Origin of the sequence: uncultured Streptococcus sp. (assembly GCF_963511325.1) — a bacterium.
GTDB lineage: Bacteria > Bacillota > Bacilli > Lactobacillales > Streptococcaceae > Streptococcus.
Genome location: NZ_CAUPII010000042.1, coordinates 1 through 14240, shown reverse-complemented (window position 1 = coordinate 14240; position 14240 = coordinate 1). Strand labels below are relative to the sequence as shown.

13 protein-coding genes and 2 tRNA genes are annotated in these 14240 nt (G+C 39.2%); 14 read left to right on the top strand and 1 reads right to left on the bottom strand.

The genetic code is table 11. The features are described 5' to 3' along the window. The first annotated feature begins 114 nt into the window (after nucleotides 1-114). The 13 genes from RQ973_RS08850 to RQ973_RS08790 all read left to right on the top strand — a co-directional run bounded on the left by RQ973_RS08850 (nucleotide 115) and on the right by RQ973_RS08790 (nucleotide 11412). Entirely contained in the window at nucleotides 115-345 is a 231-nt protein-coding gene (locus tag RQ973_RS08850) for a DUF2969 domain-containing protein (protein ID WP_000037113.1), read from the top strand. 49 nt (nucleotides 346-394) lie between these two features. Then, nucleotides 395-475: transfer RNA gene (locus RQ973_RS08845), tRNA-Tyr, on the top strand. A 9-nt stretch (nucleotides 476-484) separates the two neighbouring features. Next, nucleotides 485-556, top strand: a tRNA-Gln gene (locus RQ973_RS08840). Nucleotides 557-717: 161 nt separating this feature from the next. Then, the gene (gene rpsA, locus RQ973_RS08835) at nucleotides 718-1920 is read left to right on the top strand and encodes a 30S ribosomal protein S1 (protein WP_075231263.1); all 1203 of its coding nucleotides are present in this window, start codon (nucleotides 718-720) and stop codon (nucleotides 1918-1920) included. 85 nt (nucleotides 1921-2005) lie between these two features. Then, entirely contained in the window at nucleotides 2006-2503 is a 498-nt protein-coding gene (locus RQ973_RS08830) for a GAF domain-containing protein (protein WP_075231262.1), read from the top strand. After that, nucleotides 2503-4167 carry a DNA polymerase III subunit gamma/tau gene (gene dnaX / locus RQ973_RS08825; protein ID WP_311523717.1) on the top strand — a complete coding sequence of 555 codons (1665 nt, stop codon included), beginning with the start codon at nucleotides 2503-2505 and terminating at the stop codon, nucleotides 4165-4167. Before RQ973_RS08830 ends, dnaX begins: the two co-directional genes overlap by 1 nt. A 22-nt stretch (nucleotides 4168-4189) precedes the next feature. After that, nucleotides 4190-4384, top strand: coding sequence for a DUF3272 family protein (locus RQ973_RS08820; protein ID WP_049503772.1), 195 nt, complete (start codon nucleotides 4190-4192; stop codon nucleotides 4382-4384). Nucleotides 4385-4537: 153 nt separating this feature from the next. Further along, a complete protein-coding gene (sufC, locus tag RQ973_RS08815) occupies nucleotides 4538-5308 on the top strand; it encodes a Fe-S cluster assembly ATPase SufC (protein WP_101785311.1) in 771 nt (256 codons plus the stop codon). Nucleotides 5309-5335: 27 nt separating this feature from the next. Next, on the top strand, nucleotides 5336-6598 hold the full coding sequence (sufD, locus tag RQ973_RS08810; protein WP_311523714.1) for a Fe-S cluster assembly protein SufD: 1263 nt from the start codon (nucleotides 5336-5338) through the stop codon (nucleotides 6596-6598). A gap of 10 nt (nucleotides 6599-6608) precedes the next feature. Further along, nucleotides 6609-7835 carry a cysteine desulfurase gene (locus RQ973_RS08805; protein WP_311523713.1) on the top strand — a complete coding sequence of 409 codons (1227 nt, stop codon included), beginning with the start codon at nucleotides 6609-6611 and terminating at the stop codon, nucleotides 7833-7835. Beyond that, nucleotides 7822-8262 (top strand): Fe-S cluster assembly sulfur transfer protein SufU, encoded by a 441-nt coding sequence (gene sufU, locus RQ973_RS08800; RefSeq protein ID WP_311518334.1) that lies wholly within the window; start codon nucleotides 7822-7824, stop codon nucleotides 8260-8262. The genes RQ973_RS08805 and sufU overlap by 14 nt, the downstream gene beginning before the upstream one ends. 57 nt (nucleotides 8263-8319) lie before the next feature. Next, nucleotides 8320-9732, top strand: coding sequence for a Fe-S cluster assembly protein SufB (sufB, locus tag RQ973_RS08795; RefSeq protein WP_006151262.1), 1413 nt, complete (start codon nucleotides 8320-8322; stop codon nucleotides 9730-9732). Between the two features lie 282 nt (nucleotides 9733-10014). Next, entirely contained in the window at nucleotides 10015-11412 is a 1398-nt protein-coding gene (locus RQ973_RS08790) for an amino acid permease (RefSeq protein WP_311523712.1), read from the top strand. Between the two features lie 35 nt (nucleotides 11413-11447). Here the strand turns inward: RQ973_RS08790 and pbp3 are convergent, their stop codons facing one another. After that, a complete protein-coding gene (gene pbp3 / locus RQ973_RS08785) occupies nucleotides 11448-12689 on the bottom strand; it encodes a D-alanyl-D-alanine carboxypeptidase PBP3 (protein ID WP_311523710.1) in 1242 nt (413 codons plus the stop codon). Between the two features lie 105 nt (nucleotides 12690-12794). Between pbp3 and RQ973_RS08780 the strand changes: the two genes are divergently transcribed. Beyond that, nucleotides 12795-13904, top strand: coding sequence for an AI-2E family transporter (locus RQ973_RS08780; protein ID WP_311523709.1), 1110 nt, complete (start codon nucleotides 12795-12797; stop codon nucleotides 13902-13904). Nucleotides 13905-14240: the final 336 nt, after the last annotated feature.

Sequence of the window (14240 nt, the reverse complement as noted above, 5' to 3'; positions counted from 1 at the left end):
AATAGGCTCCATAAGATCCATAGGGGATTTACCCACTACAAATATTATAGAGCCTTTTTTCTTGCCAGTTTTTTAAATTTCTTGTACAATAGGAAGAGTGAAAAGAGGTATCGTATGAGTAAAAAAGATAAAAAAATTGAAATTCAAGTAGCAGATGCCAAAGTCAATGTAGGAAAAGACAGTTTTGAAGGTTATACATTGACTATCGGTAAAAAAGTTATCGGAGAAATTGCCGAATTAGATGGACAATTCGCAATCATAAAGAATGGAAATGTCGATAGTTTTTATAAAAAACTTGAAAAAGCTGTGGAAATTTTGATTGAAAACTATAATTTAGCAAAATAAAGCTTGTTTTTTGTAAATTTTCATGATATAATAGTTTTTGTTGAACATTGGAGAGATAGCGAAGAGGCTAAACGCGGCGGACTGTAAATCCGCTCCTTCGGGTTCGGGGGTTCGAATCCCTCTCTCTCCATTTCACTTTTGGGGTATAGCCAAGCGGTAAGGCAAGGGACTTTGACTCCCTCATGCGTTGGTTCGAATCCAGCTACCCCAGTTCTTAGGTAATAAATTCAAGATAAAAAGAAAAATATCTTAGGGTATTTTATTTTTATAATTGAAGGACGTGAACGATATAACATGTCTTTGCGGGTGCTTAGGAAAAAATTATAAGTATGTCAAGTTTAAGAAAAGCTTGATTGTTGGAGGATTTTTTAGATGAACGAATTTGAAGATTTGCTAAATAGCGTTAGCCAAGTTGAACCTGGTGATGTTGTTAGTGCTGAAGTATTGACAGTTGATGCTAATCAAGCTAACGTTGCAATCTCAGGAACTGGTGTTGAAGGTGTCTTGACTCTTCGCGAATTGACAAACGATCGCGATGCAGATATCAATGACTTTGTAAAAGTAGGTGAAGTATTGGATGTTCTTGTACTTCGTCAAGTGGTTGGTAAAGATACTGATACAGTAACATACCTTGTATCTAAAAAACGCCTTGAAGCTCGCAAAGCATGGGACAAACTTGTAGGGCGCGAAGAAGAAGTTGTTACAGTTAAAGGAACTCGCGCTGTTAAAGGTGGACTTTCAGTTGAATTTGAAGGCGTACGTGGATTTATCCCAGCTTCAATGTTGGACACTCGTTTTGTACGTAACACTGAGCGTTTTGTAGGTCAAGAGTTTGATGCTAAAATCAAAGAAGTTGATCCTAAAGAAAACCGCTTCATCCTTTCACGTCGTGAAGTTGTAGAAGCAGCAACTGCAGCAGCTCGTGCTGAAGTATTCGGTAAATTGGCTGTTGGTGATGTTGTAACTGGTAAAGTTGCACGTATCACAAGCTTCGGTGCTTTCATCGACCTTGGTGGAGTTGACGGATTGGTTCACTTGACTGAATTGTCACACGAACGTAACGTTTCACCAAAATCAGTTGTAACTGTTGGTGAAGAAGTTGAAGTGAAAATCCTTGATCTTAACGAAGAAGAAGGACGTGTATCACTTTCACTTAAAGCTACAACACCTGGACCATGGGATGGCGTTGAGCAAAAATTGGCTAAAGGTGATGTTGTAGAAGGTACAGTTAAACGTTTGACTGACTTCGGTGCATTTGTTGAAGTATTGCCAGGTATCGATGGACTTGTTCACGTATCACAAATTTCACACAAACGTATTGAAAATCCAAAAGAAGCTCTTAAAGTTGGTCAAGAAGTTACTGTTAAAGTTCTTGAAGTTAACGCTGATGCAGAACGCGTTTCACTTTCTATCAAAGCTCTTGAAGAACGTCCAGCTCAAGAAGAAGGACAAAAAGAAGAAAAACGTGCTCCACGTCCACGTCGTCCAAAACGTCAAGAAAAACGTGATTTTGAACTTCCTGAAACTCAAACAGGATTCTCAATGGCTGACTTGTTCGGAGACATCGAACTTTAATCCATTCAAATTTGAATAAAATCCTTTGTTTTTAAAACAAGGGATTTTTCTTTTTTCTACTAACATTTTTTGATATAATGGTTTTATGTTATATTCAGAAAAAGAATCACTTTATCAAACAATAAATGAACAGCTCTCTTATCTTTTAGATGGAGAGCCCAATGTTTTGGCCAATTTATCAAATGCCAGTGCTCTGCTAAAAACAAGCTTTCCCAATACTGTTTTTGCAGGTTTCTACCTATTCGATGGGAATGAACTCATCTTGGGTCCTTTTCAAGGCGGAGTTTCTTGTGTCAGAATCGCTCTTGGAAAAGGTGTCTGTGGAGAATCGGCGGCTAGTCTTCAAACAGTTATTGTTGGTGATGTAAAGATCTATCCAAACTATATTTCTTGCGATAGTAGTGCTCGTAGTGAAATTGTTGTGCCGATGGTTAAAGAGGGACGTCTTCTGGGCGTTTTAGACTTGGATTCATCTCTTGTTGATGATTATGATGATTTGGATCTGAAATATCTAGAAGAGTTTGTTTCTATTTTGTTAGAGAAAACCGAATGGAATTTTTCAATATTTGAGGAGAAAGCGTAATGTATCAGGCCCTTTATCGAAAATATAGAAGTCAAACATTTTCACAGTTAGTAGGCCAGGAAATTGTTGCAAAAACTCTTAAACAAGCTGTAGAGCAGGAAAAGATCAGCCATGCCTATCTTTTTTCAGGTCCTCGTGGAACTGGAAAAACCAGTGTAGCCAAAATTTTTGCCAAGGCTATGAACTGCCCTAATCAAGAGGGAGGAGAACCTTGTAATAACTGTTATATCTGTCAGGCGGTGACAGACGGTAGCTTGGAAGACGTTATCGAAATGGACGCGGCCTCTAACAATGGGGTGGATGAAATTCGTGATATCCGTGATAAATCAACCTATGCTCCAAGTATAGCTCGGTATAAGGTCTATATCATTGATGAGGTTCATATGCTTTCAACTGGAGCCTTCAATGCCCTTTTGAAAACTCTTGAAGAACCAACTCCTAATGTTGTTTTTATCTTAGCAACGACAGAGCTTCATAAGATTCCTGCAACCATTTTGTCTCGTGTTCAACGCTTCGAGTTCAAATCTATTAGAACTCAGGATATTCGAGATCATATTTTCCATATTTTAGAGAAGGAAGGGATTGCTTATGAAATCGAAGCTGTTGAGATTATCGCTCGTAGAGCCGAAGGTGGTATGCGGGATGCTTTGTCCATTTTAGACCAAGCATTGAGCTTGACTCAAGATGCTAGATTAACAACAGCAGTTTCTGAGGAAATTACTGGGACTATTAGTTTAAGTGCTTTGGATAATTATGTAGCTGCCTTGGCACAAAAAGATGTGACTCGTGCTTTGGAAAATCTTAATTTGATTTTTGATAACGGAAAAAGCATGACACGATTTGTAACAGATTTGTTGCAATACTTGCGAGATATTTTGATTGTCCAAACTGGTGGGGAGAATACTCATCATAGTGAAGTGTTTGAGAGAAACTTAGAACTCCCGCAGAGTGTCTTGTTTGAGATGATTACTCTTGCTACTAAAAGTTTAGCTGATATCAAGGCTAGCTTACAGCCTAAGATTTATGCGGAAATGATGACCATTCGTTTGACAGAACTTGATTCCCAACCAGGACTTTCAGGTGATGTGGCTGAGGAATTATCTTCTCTTAGAGAAGAAGTTGCGCGATTGAAACAGGCTCTGGCAAATGTTAACACGAGTCCTAAGCAGACTACACCAACACCGAGTCGTCCAGTTAACAGCAAGTCAATTTATCGCGTAGATCGCAATAAGGTTCAGTCTATTCTTCAAGAAGCTGTTGAAAATCCTGATTTAGCCCGTCAAAATCTAATTCGTCTCCAAAATGCTTGGGGAGAAGTTATTGAAAGCTTGTCAGGTCCAGATAAGGCACTTTTAGTCGGTTCTCAACCTGTTGCGGCCAATGAACATCATGCCATACTTGCTTTTGAATCTAACTTCAATGCTGGCCAGACCATGAAACGTGATAATCTGAACACCATGTTTGGAAATATCCTTAGTCAAGCAGCGGGATTTTCACCAGAGATTCTTGCTATATCTATGGACGAGTGGAAAGAAGTCAGGGCTGATTTCTCAGCTAAGGCTAAATCGTCACAAGGTCAACCAGTTAAGGAAGAAGTGGAAGAATCTGTCCTTCCTCAAGGATTTGAATTTCTAGCGGATAAAGTGACCATAGAAGAAGATTAAAAGGATATTGTGACATAATACGATGAACAGACAACAATTTATAATCATGGCCTTATTTACTGCTGCTGAGACCTATTTCCTTAATGAATCCATCATGGAGCAACGGTATATTATGGCCTTGCTTTGGGCTATTTTAATTCTAAGAAATTTTAGAGTCAGCTATATTATGGGTAAAATTGTCAACGCTATTGATGACCATTTTCGAGGAAAGAAGTAACCCTCAGCTTCTAGACAAAATCAAAGCCTTTTAGGCTTTTTTTTGTTATACTATTAAAGTATATTTATTGACATTTTATCGTTTTTTACTAGAAAAATAAGGACAATTTTCTAGCAAAAATGGTAAAACGGATTGAAAAAGAAAGGAACTATCATGTCAGTATTAGAGATCAAAGATCTTCACGTTGAAATTGAAGGAAAAGAAATTTTAAAAGGGGTCAATCTGACTCTTAAAACAGGAGAGATTGCAGCTATCATGGGACCAAATGGTACTGGTAAATCAACTCTTTCTGCCGCTATTATGGGAAATCCTAACTATGAAGTAACCAAAGGTGAAGTCTTGTTTGATGGCGTAAATATCCTTGAATTGGAAGTGGACGAGCGTGCGCGTATGGGACTTTTCCTTGCTATGCAATACCCATCAGAAATTCCTGGTATTACTAACGCTGAGTTTCTTCGTGCAGCTATGAATGCTGGTAAAGAAGATGATGAGAAGATTTCAGTTCGTGAGTTTATCACTAAATTGGACGAGAAGATGGAATTGCTCAACATGAAAGAAGAAATGGCTGAGCGTTACCTCAACGAAGGTTTCTCTGGTGGTGAGAAAAAACGTAATGAGATTCTTCAACTTTTGATGTTGGAGCCAATATTTGCACTTTTGGATGAGATTGACTCTGGTCTTGATATTGATGCCCTTAAAGTTGTTTCTAAAGGTGTTAATGCTATGCGTGGTGAAGGCTTTGGTGCTATGATTATCACTCACTACCAACGTCTTTTGAACTACATCACACCAGACGTGGTACATGTGATGATGGAGGGGCGTGTTGTCCTTTCTGGTGGTCCAGAATTGGCTGCGCGATTGGAACGTGAAGGATACGCAAAACTAGCTGAAGAACTTGGCTACGACTACAAGGAAGAATTGTAATTCCCTCGTATCTTTTAGGAGAAGTAAATGACTAAAGAAACTATTAAACTTTTTTCAGAAATGCACGCTGAACCAAGCTGGTTGGCTGATCTCCGTCAAAAAGCTTTTGACAAGATTGAGACTTTGGAATTACCAGTTATTGAGCGTGTCAAATTCCACCGTTGGAATCTGGGTGATGGAACGATCACAGAAAGTGAACCTTCAGTAAATGTTCCAGATTTTACAGCTCTAGATAATCACTTGAAGTTGGTGCAAGTAGGAACTCAAACTGTTTTTGAGCAAATTCCAGTTGAGTTGGCTGAACAGGGTGTTGTCTTCACAGACTTTCATTCAGCTTTAGAAGAAATTCCAGAGCTGATCGAAGAATTCTTCATGTCATCTGTTAAGTATGACGATGATAAATTAGCAGCCTACCACACAGCTTATTTCAATAGTGGTGCTGTTCTCTACATTCCTGATAACGTGGAAATTGCTGAACCAATCGAAGGAATTTTCTACCAAGACAGCGATAGCGATGTGCCATTTAACAAGCACATTCTGATCATTGCAGGTAAAAACTCTAAAATCAGCTACCTCGAACGTTTAGAATCACGCGGTGAGGGTAGTGCTAAGGCGACTGCTAATATCACAGTTGAAGTGATTGCACGTTCTGGTGCTCAAGTGAAGTTTGCGGCGATTGACCGTCTAGGTGAGAATGTCACTGCCTACATTAGCCGTCGTGGTAAATTAGGCAACGATGCAAGTATTGACTGGGCCATCGGTGTCATGAACGAAGGAAATGTTGTTGCAGACTTTGATAGTGATTTGATTGGAAGTGGTAGCCATGCAGACCTTAAGGTTGTTGCTCTTTCAAGTGGTCGTCAGGTACAAGGAATTGATACTCGAGTGACTAACTATGGTTGCAACTCTATCGGTAATATCCTTCAACATGGGGTTATCCTTGAAAAAGCAACTTTGACCTTCAATGGTATCGGTCACATCATCAAAGGAGCTAAGGGAGCAGATGCCCAACAAGAAAGTCGTGTTCTCATGCTTTCAGATCAGGCTCGTTCAGACGCCAACCCAATTCTTTTGATTGATGAAAATGATGTCACTGCAGGTCATGCGGCTTCTATTGGACAAGTAGACCCTGAAGACATGTACTACCTCATGAGTCGTGGCTTGGATAAGGCAACTGCAGAACGTTTAGTTGTTCGTGGTTTCCTTGGATCAGTTATCGTTGAGATTCCAGTCAAGGAAGTTCGCGATGAAATGATTGCAACGATCGAAGAAAAATTGTCAAAACGCTAAGGGGAAGCCTATGTTAGATGTAGAAGCGATTCGCAAGGATTTTCCAATTTTAGACCAAATTGTTAATGATGAACCGTTGGTCTATCTGGACAATGCTGCGACGACACAAAAACCACTAGCAGTTCTGGAAACGATTAACCGCTATTATGAGCAGGACAATGCCAATGTTCATCGTGGGGTTCATACCTTGGCGGAGCGGGCGACAGCTTCCTATGAGGCGGCTCGTGAAACCATTCGTAAGTTTATCAATGCAGGTTCGACAAAGGAAGTTCTCTTTACTAGAGGAACCACGACCAGTCTCAACTGGGTAGCGCGCTTCGCTGAGGAAATTCTGACTGAGGGAGACCAGGTCTTGATTTCTGTCATGGAACACCATTCCAACATCATTCCTTGGCAGGAAGTCTGTCGTAAGACTGGAGCTGAGCTGGTCTTTGTCTATCTCAAGGATGGAGCTCTGGATATGGAAGACTTGCGTTCTAAATTGACTGACAAAGTTAAATTTGTTTCACTAGCTCACGCATCAAACGTTCTTGGTGTGGTTAATCCTATCAAGGAAATCACTCAAATGGCTCATAAAGTTGGAGCTATTATGGTTGTAGATGGTGCTCAGTCTACACCGCATATGAAGATTGATGTCCAGGACTTGGATGTAGATTTCTTTGCTTTCTCAGGTCACAAGATGGCTGGTCCGACAGGCATCGGTGTTCTTTATGGCAAAGAAAAGTATCTGGAACAAATGTCACCGGTGGAGTTTGGTGGCGAGATGATTGATTTCGTTTATGAACAATCTGCAAGTTGGAAGGAATTACCTTGGAAATTTGAGGCTGGAACTCCTAATATGGCAGGAGCGATCGGACTTGCAGCTGCCGTGGATTATCTTGAAAAGATTGGTATGGATGCGATTGAAGCCCATGAACAAGAATTGATCGCATATGTCTTTCCAAAATTACAGGCAATTGAAGGTTTGACCATTTACGGTTCGCAAGATTTGGCTCAACGTTCAGGTGTCATTGCCTTTAACCTAGGAGACCTTCATCCTCATGACCTTGCGACTGCTCTGGATTATGAAGGAGTAGCAGTTCGAGCGGGTCACCATTGCGCTCAACCCTTGCTCCAATATTTGGACCTTCCAGCAACAGCTCGTGCAAGTTTTTATATCTACAATACCAAGGCAGATTGTGATAAGTTAGTAGATGCCTTACTAAAGACAAAGGAGTTTTTCAATGGCACTTTCTAAACTAGATAGCCTTTATATGGCAGTGGTAGCGGACCATTCGAAAAATCCCCATCACCAAGGTAGGTTGGAAGATGTTGAACAAATCAGTCTTAACAATCCAACCTGTGGTGATGTGATTAATCTCTCTGTCAAGTTTGATGCAGATGATCGTTTGGAAGATATCGCTTTTCTAAACTCTGGTTGTACGATTTCAACTGCCTCTGCTAGTATGATGACAGATGCAGTCTTAGGAAAGACCAAGCAAGAAATCCTAGAGCTTGCAACTATCTTTTCTGAAATGGTGCAAGGTCAAAAGAATGAGCGTCAAGATCAACTTGGAGATGCAGCTTTCTTGTCAGGAGTTGCCAAATTTCCGCAACGAATTAAATGCGCAACCCTAGCTTGGAATGCCCTTAAAAAAACAATTGAAGACCAAGAAAACAAATAAGACAAAGTTTCTTTGTTTTATTAATCATAAGTAATGAAGAATGAAAGAAAGGATATTATGGCTGAAGAAAGAGTAGAACCAAAACCAATTGATCTTGGTGAATATAAATTTGGTTTCCATGACGATGTAGAGCCTGTCCTATCGACAGGAAAAGGATTGAATGAAGATGTCATTCGTGAACTATCAGCTGCTAAGGGTGAGCCTGAGTGGATGTTAGAATTTCGATTAAAATCTTACGAAACCTTTAAAAAAATGCCTATGCAAACTTGGGGAGCAGACTTGTCAGAGATTGATTTTGATGACTTGATTTACTACCAAAAACCATCTGATAAACCAGCTCGTTCATGGGATGAGGTTCCTGAAAAAATCAAAGAAACCTTTGAACGTATTGGGATTCCTGAAGCTGAGCGTGCCTATCTTGCTGGAGCTTCTGCCCAGTATGAGTCAGAAGTGGTTTACCATAACATGAAAGAAGAATTTGAGAAGTTAGGAATTATCTTTACAGATACAGATTCTGCCCTCAAAGAGTACCCAGACTTGTTTAAACAATACTTTGCGAAGTTAGTACCGCCGACTGATAACAAGCTGGCTGCCCTCAACTCAGCAGTATGGTCAGGTGGAACCTTTATTTACGTACCAAAAGGTGTCAAGGTAGATATTCCACTTCAAACTTACTTCCGTATCAACAACGAAAATACTGGTCAGTTTGAACGTACCTTGATTATCGTTGATGAAGGAGCAAGTGTTCACTATGTTGAAGGATGTACAGCGCCAACTTATTCAAGTAACAGTTTGCATGCTGCCATTGTAGAAATCTTTGCTTTGGACGGAGCTTACATGCGTTATACAACCATCCAAAACTGGTCTGATAACGTTTATAACTTGGTAACAAAACGTGCCAAAGCCTTGAAAGATGCGACAGTTGAGTGGATCGACGGAAACTTGGGTGCCAAAACAACCATGAAGTACCCATCTGTTTACCTTGATGGAGAAGGGGCGCGTGGAACTATGCTTTCGATTGCCTTTGCTAATGCTGGGCAACACCAAGATACTGGCGCTAAGATGATCCACAATGCTCCACATACAAGCTCGTCTATCGTATCTAAATCCATCGCTAAAGGCGGAGGTAAGGTTGACTACCGTGGACAAGTGACCTTCAACAAGAACTCTAAGAAATCTGTTTCTCACATCGAGTGTGATACCATTATCATGGATGACTTGTCAGCATCAGATACTATTCCGTTTAATGAAATTCACAACTCGCAAGTTGCATTGGAGCACGAAGCTAAGGTTTCTAAGATTTCAGAAGAACAACTATACTACCTCATGAGTCGTGGTTTGTCAGAATCTGAAGCTACTGAGATGATCGTTATGGGATTTGTAGAACCCTTCACCAAAGAACTTCCAATGGAATACGCAGTTGAGCTTAACCGCTTGATTAGCTATGAGATGGAAGGATCAGTCGGATAAACTTTATGAACAGAAACTGAGGCTGGGACAAAAGTCCTAGCCTCTCAATTGTCTTTGGATTGTCGAGCAAGACGCAGTGGTTGAGTGGGCTCTACTACGCTGATTTCATCAGCTTTTACAGCCCTACTCAACTGTGCGGAGGTGGGACGACGAAATCGTATTCTAACGAATTACCGATTTCTGTCCCACTCTCAGTTTTTTTGATGAAAGATGCTAATAAATATTCACAAAAAGTCTTTTGTATGGTAAAATAATACAATCACATAAAGTGGGAGATGAATGATGAATATTTTTAGAACCAAAGACGTTAGTCTAGGTAAGACAGAAATGCATCGCCATTTAAAACTATGGGACTTAATTCTCTTGGGAATTGGTGCTATGGTGGGAACAGGTATTTTTACCATTACAGGGACTGCTGCAGCAACATTAGCAGGACCTGCCCTTGTGGTATCGATTGTAATTTCTGCTATCTGCGTGTCCTTATCTGCACTCTTTTTTGCAGAATTTGCTTCTCGTGTTCCTGCAACGGGTGGAGCATATAGTTATTTATATGCAATTTTGGGTGAATTTCCAGCCTGGATTGCAGGTTGGCTGACTATCATGGAATTTATGACAGCTGTTTCTGGCGTCGCTTCAGGTTGGGCGGCCTATTTTAAGGGTTTGCTTAGCCATTATGGAATTTCCTTGCCACAAGCTTTAAATGGAACTTTTAATCCTGAACATGGTACTTATATTGATTTTTTACCAATTTTAGTAATTCTACTTGTTACAGGCGTTGTACTTTTAAATTCGAAAGCAGCTCTTCGTTTTAATTCTATTCTTGTTGTTTTAAAATTTTCTGCTCTTGCCTTGTTTATCCTTGTTGGAATTTGGTACATTAAACCTGAAAATTGGTCAGACTTTGCACCATTTGGGTTTGGTCAGATTTATGGTGGAAGCACTGGAATTATGGCAGGTGCTTCACTGATGTTCTTTGGATTCTTAGGATTTGAGTCCATTTCTATGGCAGTTGATGAAATTCAAAGTCCACAAAAGAATATTCCACGTGGGATTGTTTTATCCTTAACCATTGTAACCATTCTGTATGCCTTGGTTACCTTGATATTGACAGGTATCGTTCATTATAGCAAGCTTAATGTTGATGATGCAGTGGCTTTTGCTCTTAGAAGTATTGGTATTGGTTGGGCCGCTAATTATGTTTCACTCGTTGCTATTTTTACTTTGATTACGGTATGTATTTCCATGACTTACGCCTTGTCTCGAATGATTTATAGTTTGGCACGTGATGGGCTCATGCCTCAGAGTTTCAAACAAGTGACTAAGACCAGTCGTGTCCCTAAGAATGCGACCATTTTAACAGGTGTTGTTTCAGCTATTGCAGCGGGAATTTTCCCACTGGCAAGTATCGCAGCCTTTCTCAATATCTGCACCTTAGCCTATCTTATTCTCCTAGCCTATGGGATCATCAAATTGAGAAAAGATAAGGGTATGCCCAAAGAGGGAGAATTTAAAACTCCCCTGGTACCTTTTTTACCAATCTTGTCTATTCTGATTTGCCTTTCATTTATGCTTCAATACACCCTTGAAACATGGATGGCATTTGGAATTGCCTTGTTAATTGGAATTCTTATCTACTTTACTTATGGCTATAAACATTCAACTCTAGATGAAAATGAATAAAGAAAAAATCGCGACATTCGCGATTTTTTGATTTTTTATAACTTCTCGTTAACAAAACGAACGAAGCGATTCCACCAAATTTTTAAGAAGAAGGCTTTATCGACATTTTTCTCTGCAACCATTTCAAAGTTAGGTTTGTCAGTAGTGATATAACCTTGCCCGACTAGATCTTTATCTTCATAAGTGAGATGGCCAACGACTGTTCCTGCTTCAAGTGGTGCAGTATGTTCAGTAGTATCAGCAGTATAGGTGATAGTTGATTGAGCTCGACTGCCCAAGCGTTGAACAATTTTGATATCTTCTTTTGCGACCGCTGTGACTGTGTCATCTTTTCCATCTAAAACAGGACTTTTACTATCCTCATAACTTTCACCCTGCTTGACGATGGTCTGGAGAGCAAAATTGGATGAGATATAATCTAGAAGAGCTGAAGTTGCAGTAAAACGAGCATATGGATTGGTATCTTGGTTGTCAGCATTTAAAACAACAGTAATGATACGCATTCCTTTTTCGACTGTAGTACCTACAAAGGATGCTCCAGCCTTATCAGTCGTGCCAGTTTTAAGTCCATCAACACCACCACGATAGGCAGGCATTCCCTCCAACATATAGTTAGTAGAATTAATGGTCATACCAGCGAAAGTAGAAGAAGGTTTCTTAGTGATTTCTAATACCTGAGGATACTTGAGGATGAGGTTGCGGGCAACAATGGCTACATCATAGGCACTTAATTTGTTCTCATCATCTTTCTTTGAACCAGGATAGATATTAGCACCAAGAGTTTCATTGTTAAGACCAGTTGTATTAACGAGAGTAGCGTCTTGGATACCCCATTCCAATAGTTTGGCCTTCATCATATCAACGAAGTCTTTTTCAGAGCCAGCAATTTTTTCAGCTAGGGCAATGGCTGCACTGTTAGCACTGGATACCAGAGTGGCTTCTAGCAATTCCTCAACTGTGTAGTTACGAGCTTCCATAGGAACGTTACTTGCTTCAGAATTAGTAGTAAGCTGGTAGGGATAATCTGAGATTTCAACAGGAGTAGAAAGGGTGATTTTTCCTTGTTCCAAGGCTTCATAGACTAGATAAACAGTGAGGATTTTACTGATAGAAGCTATTTCAACAGGTTGAGTAGCATCTTTTTCATATAAAATCTTTCCACTGTTAGCCTCAACGGCAATAGCATGTTTTGCTGCTACATCAAAATCCTGGGCAAAAACCGTAGTAGCGGAACCAAACGAAATAAGTGTTAATAGTGTTAAAAATAATTTCTTCATAGTAATTGTATTCTATCATAAAGACAAAAAATATTCTTGTTTTTATAATGTAGGTTATCAATCTTTTTTGAAATATGGTAAAATAGGAAAAAGAGGAGGTGGCTTATGTTTCGGAGAAATAAATTATTCTTCTGGACCACTGAGATATTATTAATAACCCTTATTTTCTACTTATGGAGAGAAATGGGTGCTATTATTACACCCTTTGTCAGTGTTGCAAATACGATCATGATTCCTTTTTTATTGGGAGGATTTTTGTATTACCTAACCAACCCAATTGTTATCTTTTTAGAGAAGGAATGCAAGATCAATCGCATCATTGGGATTTTGTTAACCCTTTGTGCCTTAATTTGTGCAATCGTACTTAGTTTTGTCTATCTGCTACCGATTTTGATTAATCAGTTGAGTAGCCTAATCTATTCGAGTCAAAACATTTATGGTCGTCTTCAAGATTTAGTCATTGAGTTATCAAAACATCCAGCCCTGCAAAATCTAGATATTCAACAAACTATTCAACAACTGAATCTCTCTTATGTTGATATTTTGCAAAATATCTTAAACAGTGTGACAAATAGTGTTGGCAGTGTTCTATCTGCGCTCATAAGCACTGTATTGATTATCATCATGACACCAGTTTTCTTGATTTACTTCCTACTTGATGGGCATAAATTTTTACCCATGCTAGAAAGAACTATATTAAAACGAGATAAATTGAACATATCTGGTTTATTGACAAACCTAAATACAACTATTTCTCGTTACATTAGTGGAGTGTCAATAGATGCAGTTATTATTGGATGTTTAGCTTTTATCGGTTATAGTGTAATTGGTCTAAGATATGCCTTGGTCTTCGCCATTTTTTCTGGATTGGCTAATTTGATCCCGTATGTAGGTCCAGTTATCGGTTTGGTTCCAATGGTTATTTCAAATCTATTTACGGATCCACAAAAGATGATTATTGCTGTCATCTATATGGTGATTGTCCAACAAGTGGATGGCAATATCCTCTACCCTCGAATTGTTGGTGGAGTCATGAAAGTTCATCCGATTACAATTCTCGTGCTATTATTGTTGTCAAGTAATATCTATGGTGTCGTAGGTATGATTGTTGCTGTTCCAACCTACTCCATTTTAAAAGAGATTGCTAAATTCTTAGCGCGACTGTATGAAAATCATAAGGAAGCACAAGAAGTCAAAAAACATCAATCAGAATAAAGATGTCGAGATAAAAGATTCCGATATCTTTTTTTATCATTGTATCTTTGGCGCTGTAGTTGATTAAACTTTTTATTGGTTTTAAACTCTCAAATCTCTTATGATAAAACTTTAATTTTTCTATACATAATTTTTTATAAACAACTGAATGATTGAAGTCTTTCGAGGTTGGAAATAGGCAATTCAGACTTGGGTTATCGATTTATGGTCTATCGCCTTTTGCTAAAATAAGCCTATTTATAGATATTTTAAATAAATTGGTAGAGGAAGTAGAGCAAGAATAAGAATAATTCACAAAAACTTTGTAAAACACTTGCAATTTAGCTGAAATTTGAT

Coding starts and splice junctions, on each gene's coding strand:
- RQ973_RS08805 (WP_311523713.1), top strand. CDS start 6,609: ATGTTAGATGTAGAAGCGATTCGCAAGGATTTTCCAATTTTAGACCAA.
- sufC (WP_101785311.1), top strand. CDS start 4,538: ATGTCAGTATTAGAGATCAAAGATCTTCACGTTGAAATTGAAGGAAAA.
- pbp3 (WP_311523710.1), bottom strand. CDS start 12,689: ATGAAGAAATTATTTTTAACACTATTAACACTTATTTCGTTTGGTTCC.
- sufU (WP_311518334.1), top strand. CDS start 7,822: ATGGCACTTTCTAAACTAGATAGCCTTTATATGGCAGTGGTAGCGGAC.
- RQ973_RS08820 (WP_049503772.1), top strand. CDS start 4,190: ATGAACAGACAACAATTTATAATCATGGCCTTATTTACTGCTGCTGAG.
- RQ973_RS08850 (WP_000037113.1), top strand. CDS start 115: ATGAGTAAAAAAGATAAAAAAATTGAAATTCAAGTAGCAGATGCCAAA.
- sufB (WP_006151262.1), top strand. CDS start 8,320: ATGGCTGAAGAAAGAGTAGAACCAAAACCAATTGATCTTGGTGAATAT.
- sufD (WP_311523714.1), top strand. CDS start 5,336: ATGACTAAAGAAACTATTAAACTTTTTTCAGAAATGCACGCTGAACCA.
- rpsA (WP_075231263.1), top strand. CDS start 718: ATGAACGAATTTGAAGATTTGCTAAATAGCGTTAGCCAAGTTGAACCT.
- RQ973_RS08830 (WP_075231262.1), top strand. CDS start 2,006: ATGTTATATTCAGAAAAAGAATCACTTTATCAAACAATAAATGAACAG.
- RQ973_RS08780 (WP_311523709.1), top strand. CDS start 12,795: ATGTTTCGGAGAAATAAATTATTCTTCTGGACCACTGAGATATTATTA.
- dnaX (WP_311523717.1), top strand. CDS start 2,503: ATGTATCAGGCCCTTTATCGAAAATATAGAAGTCAAACATTTTCACAG.
- RQ973_RS08790 (WP_311523712.1), top strand. CDS start 10,015: ATGAATATTTTTAGAACCAAAGACGTTAGTCTAGGTAAGACAGAAATG.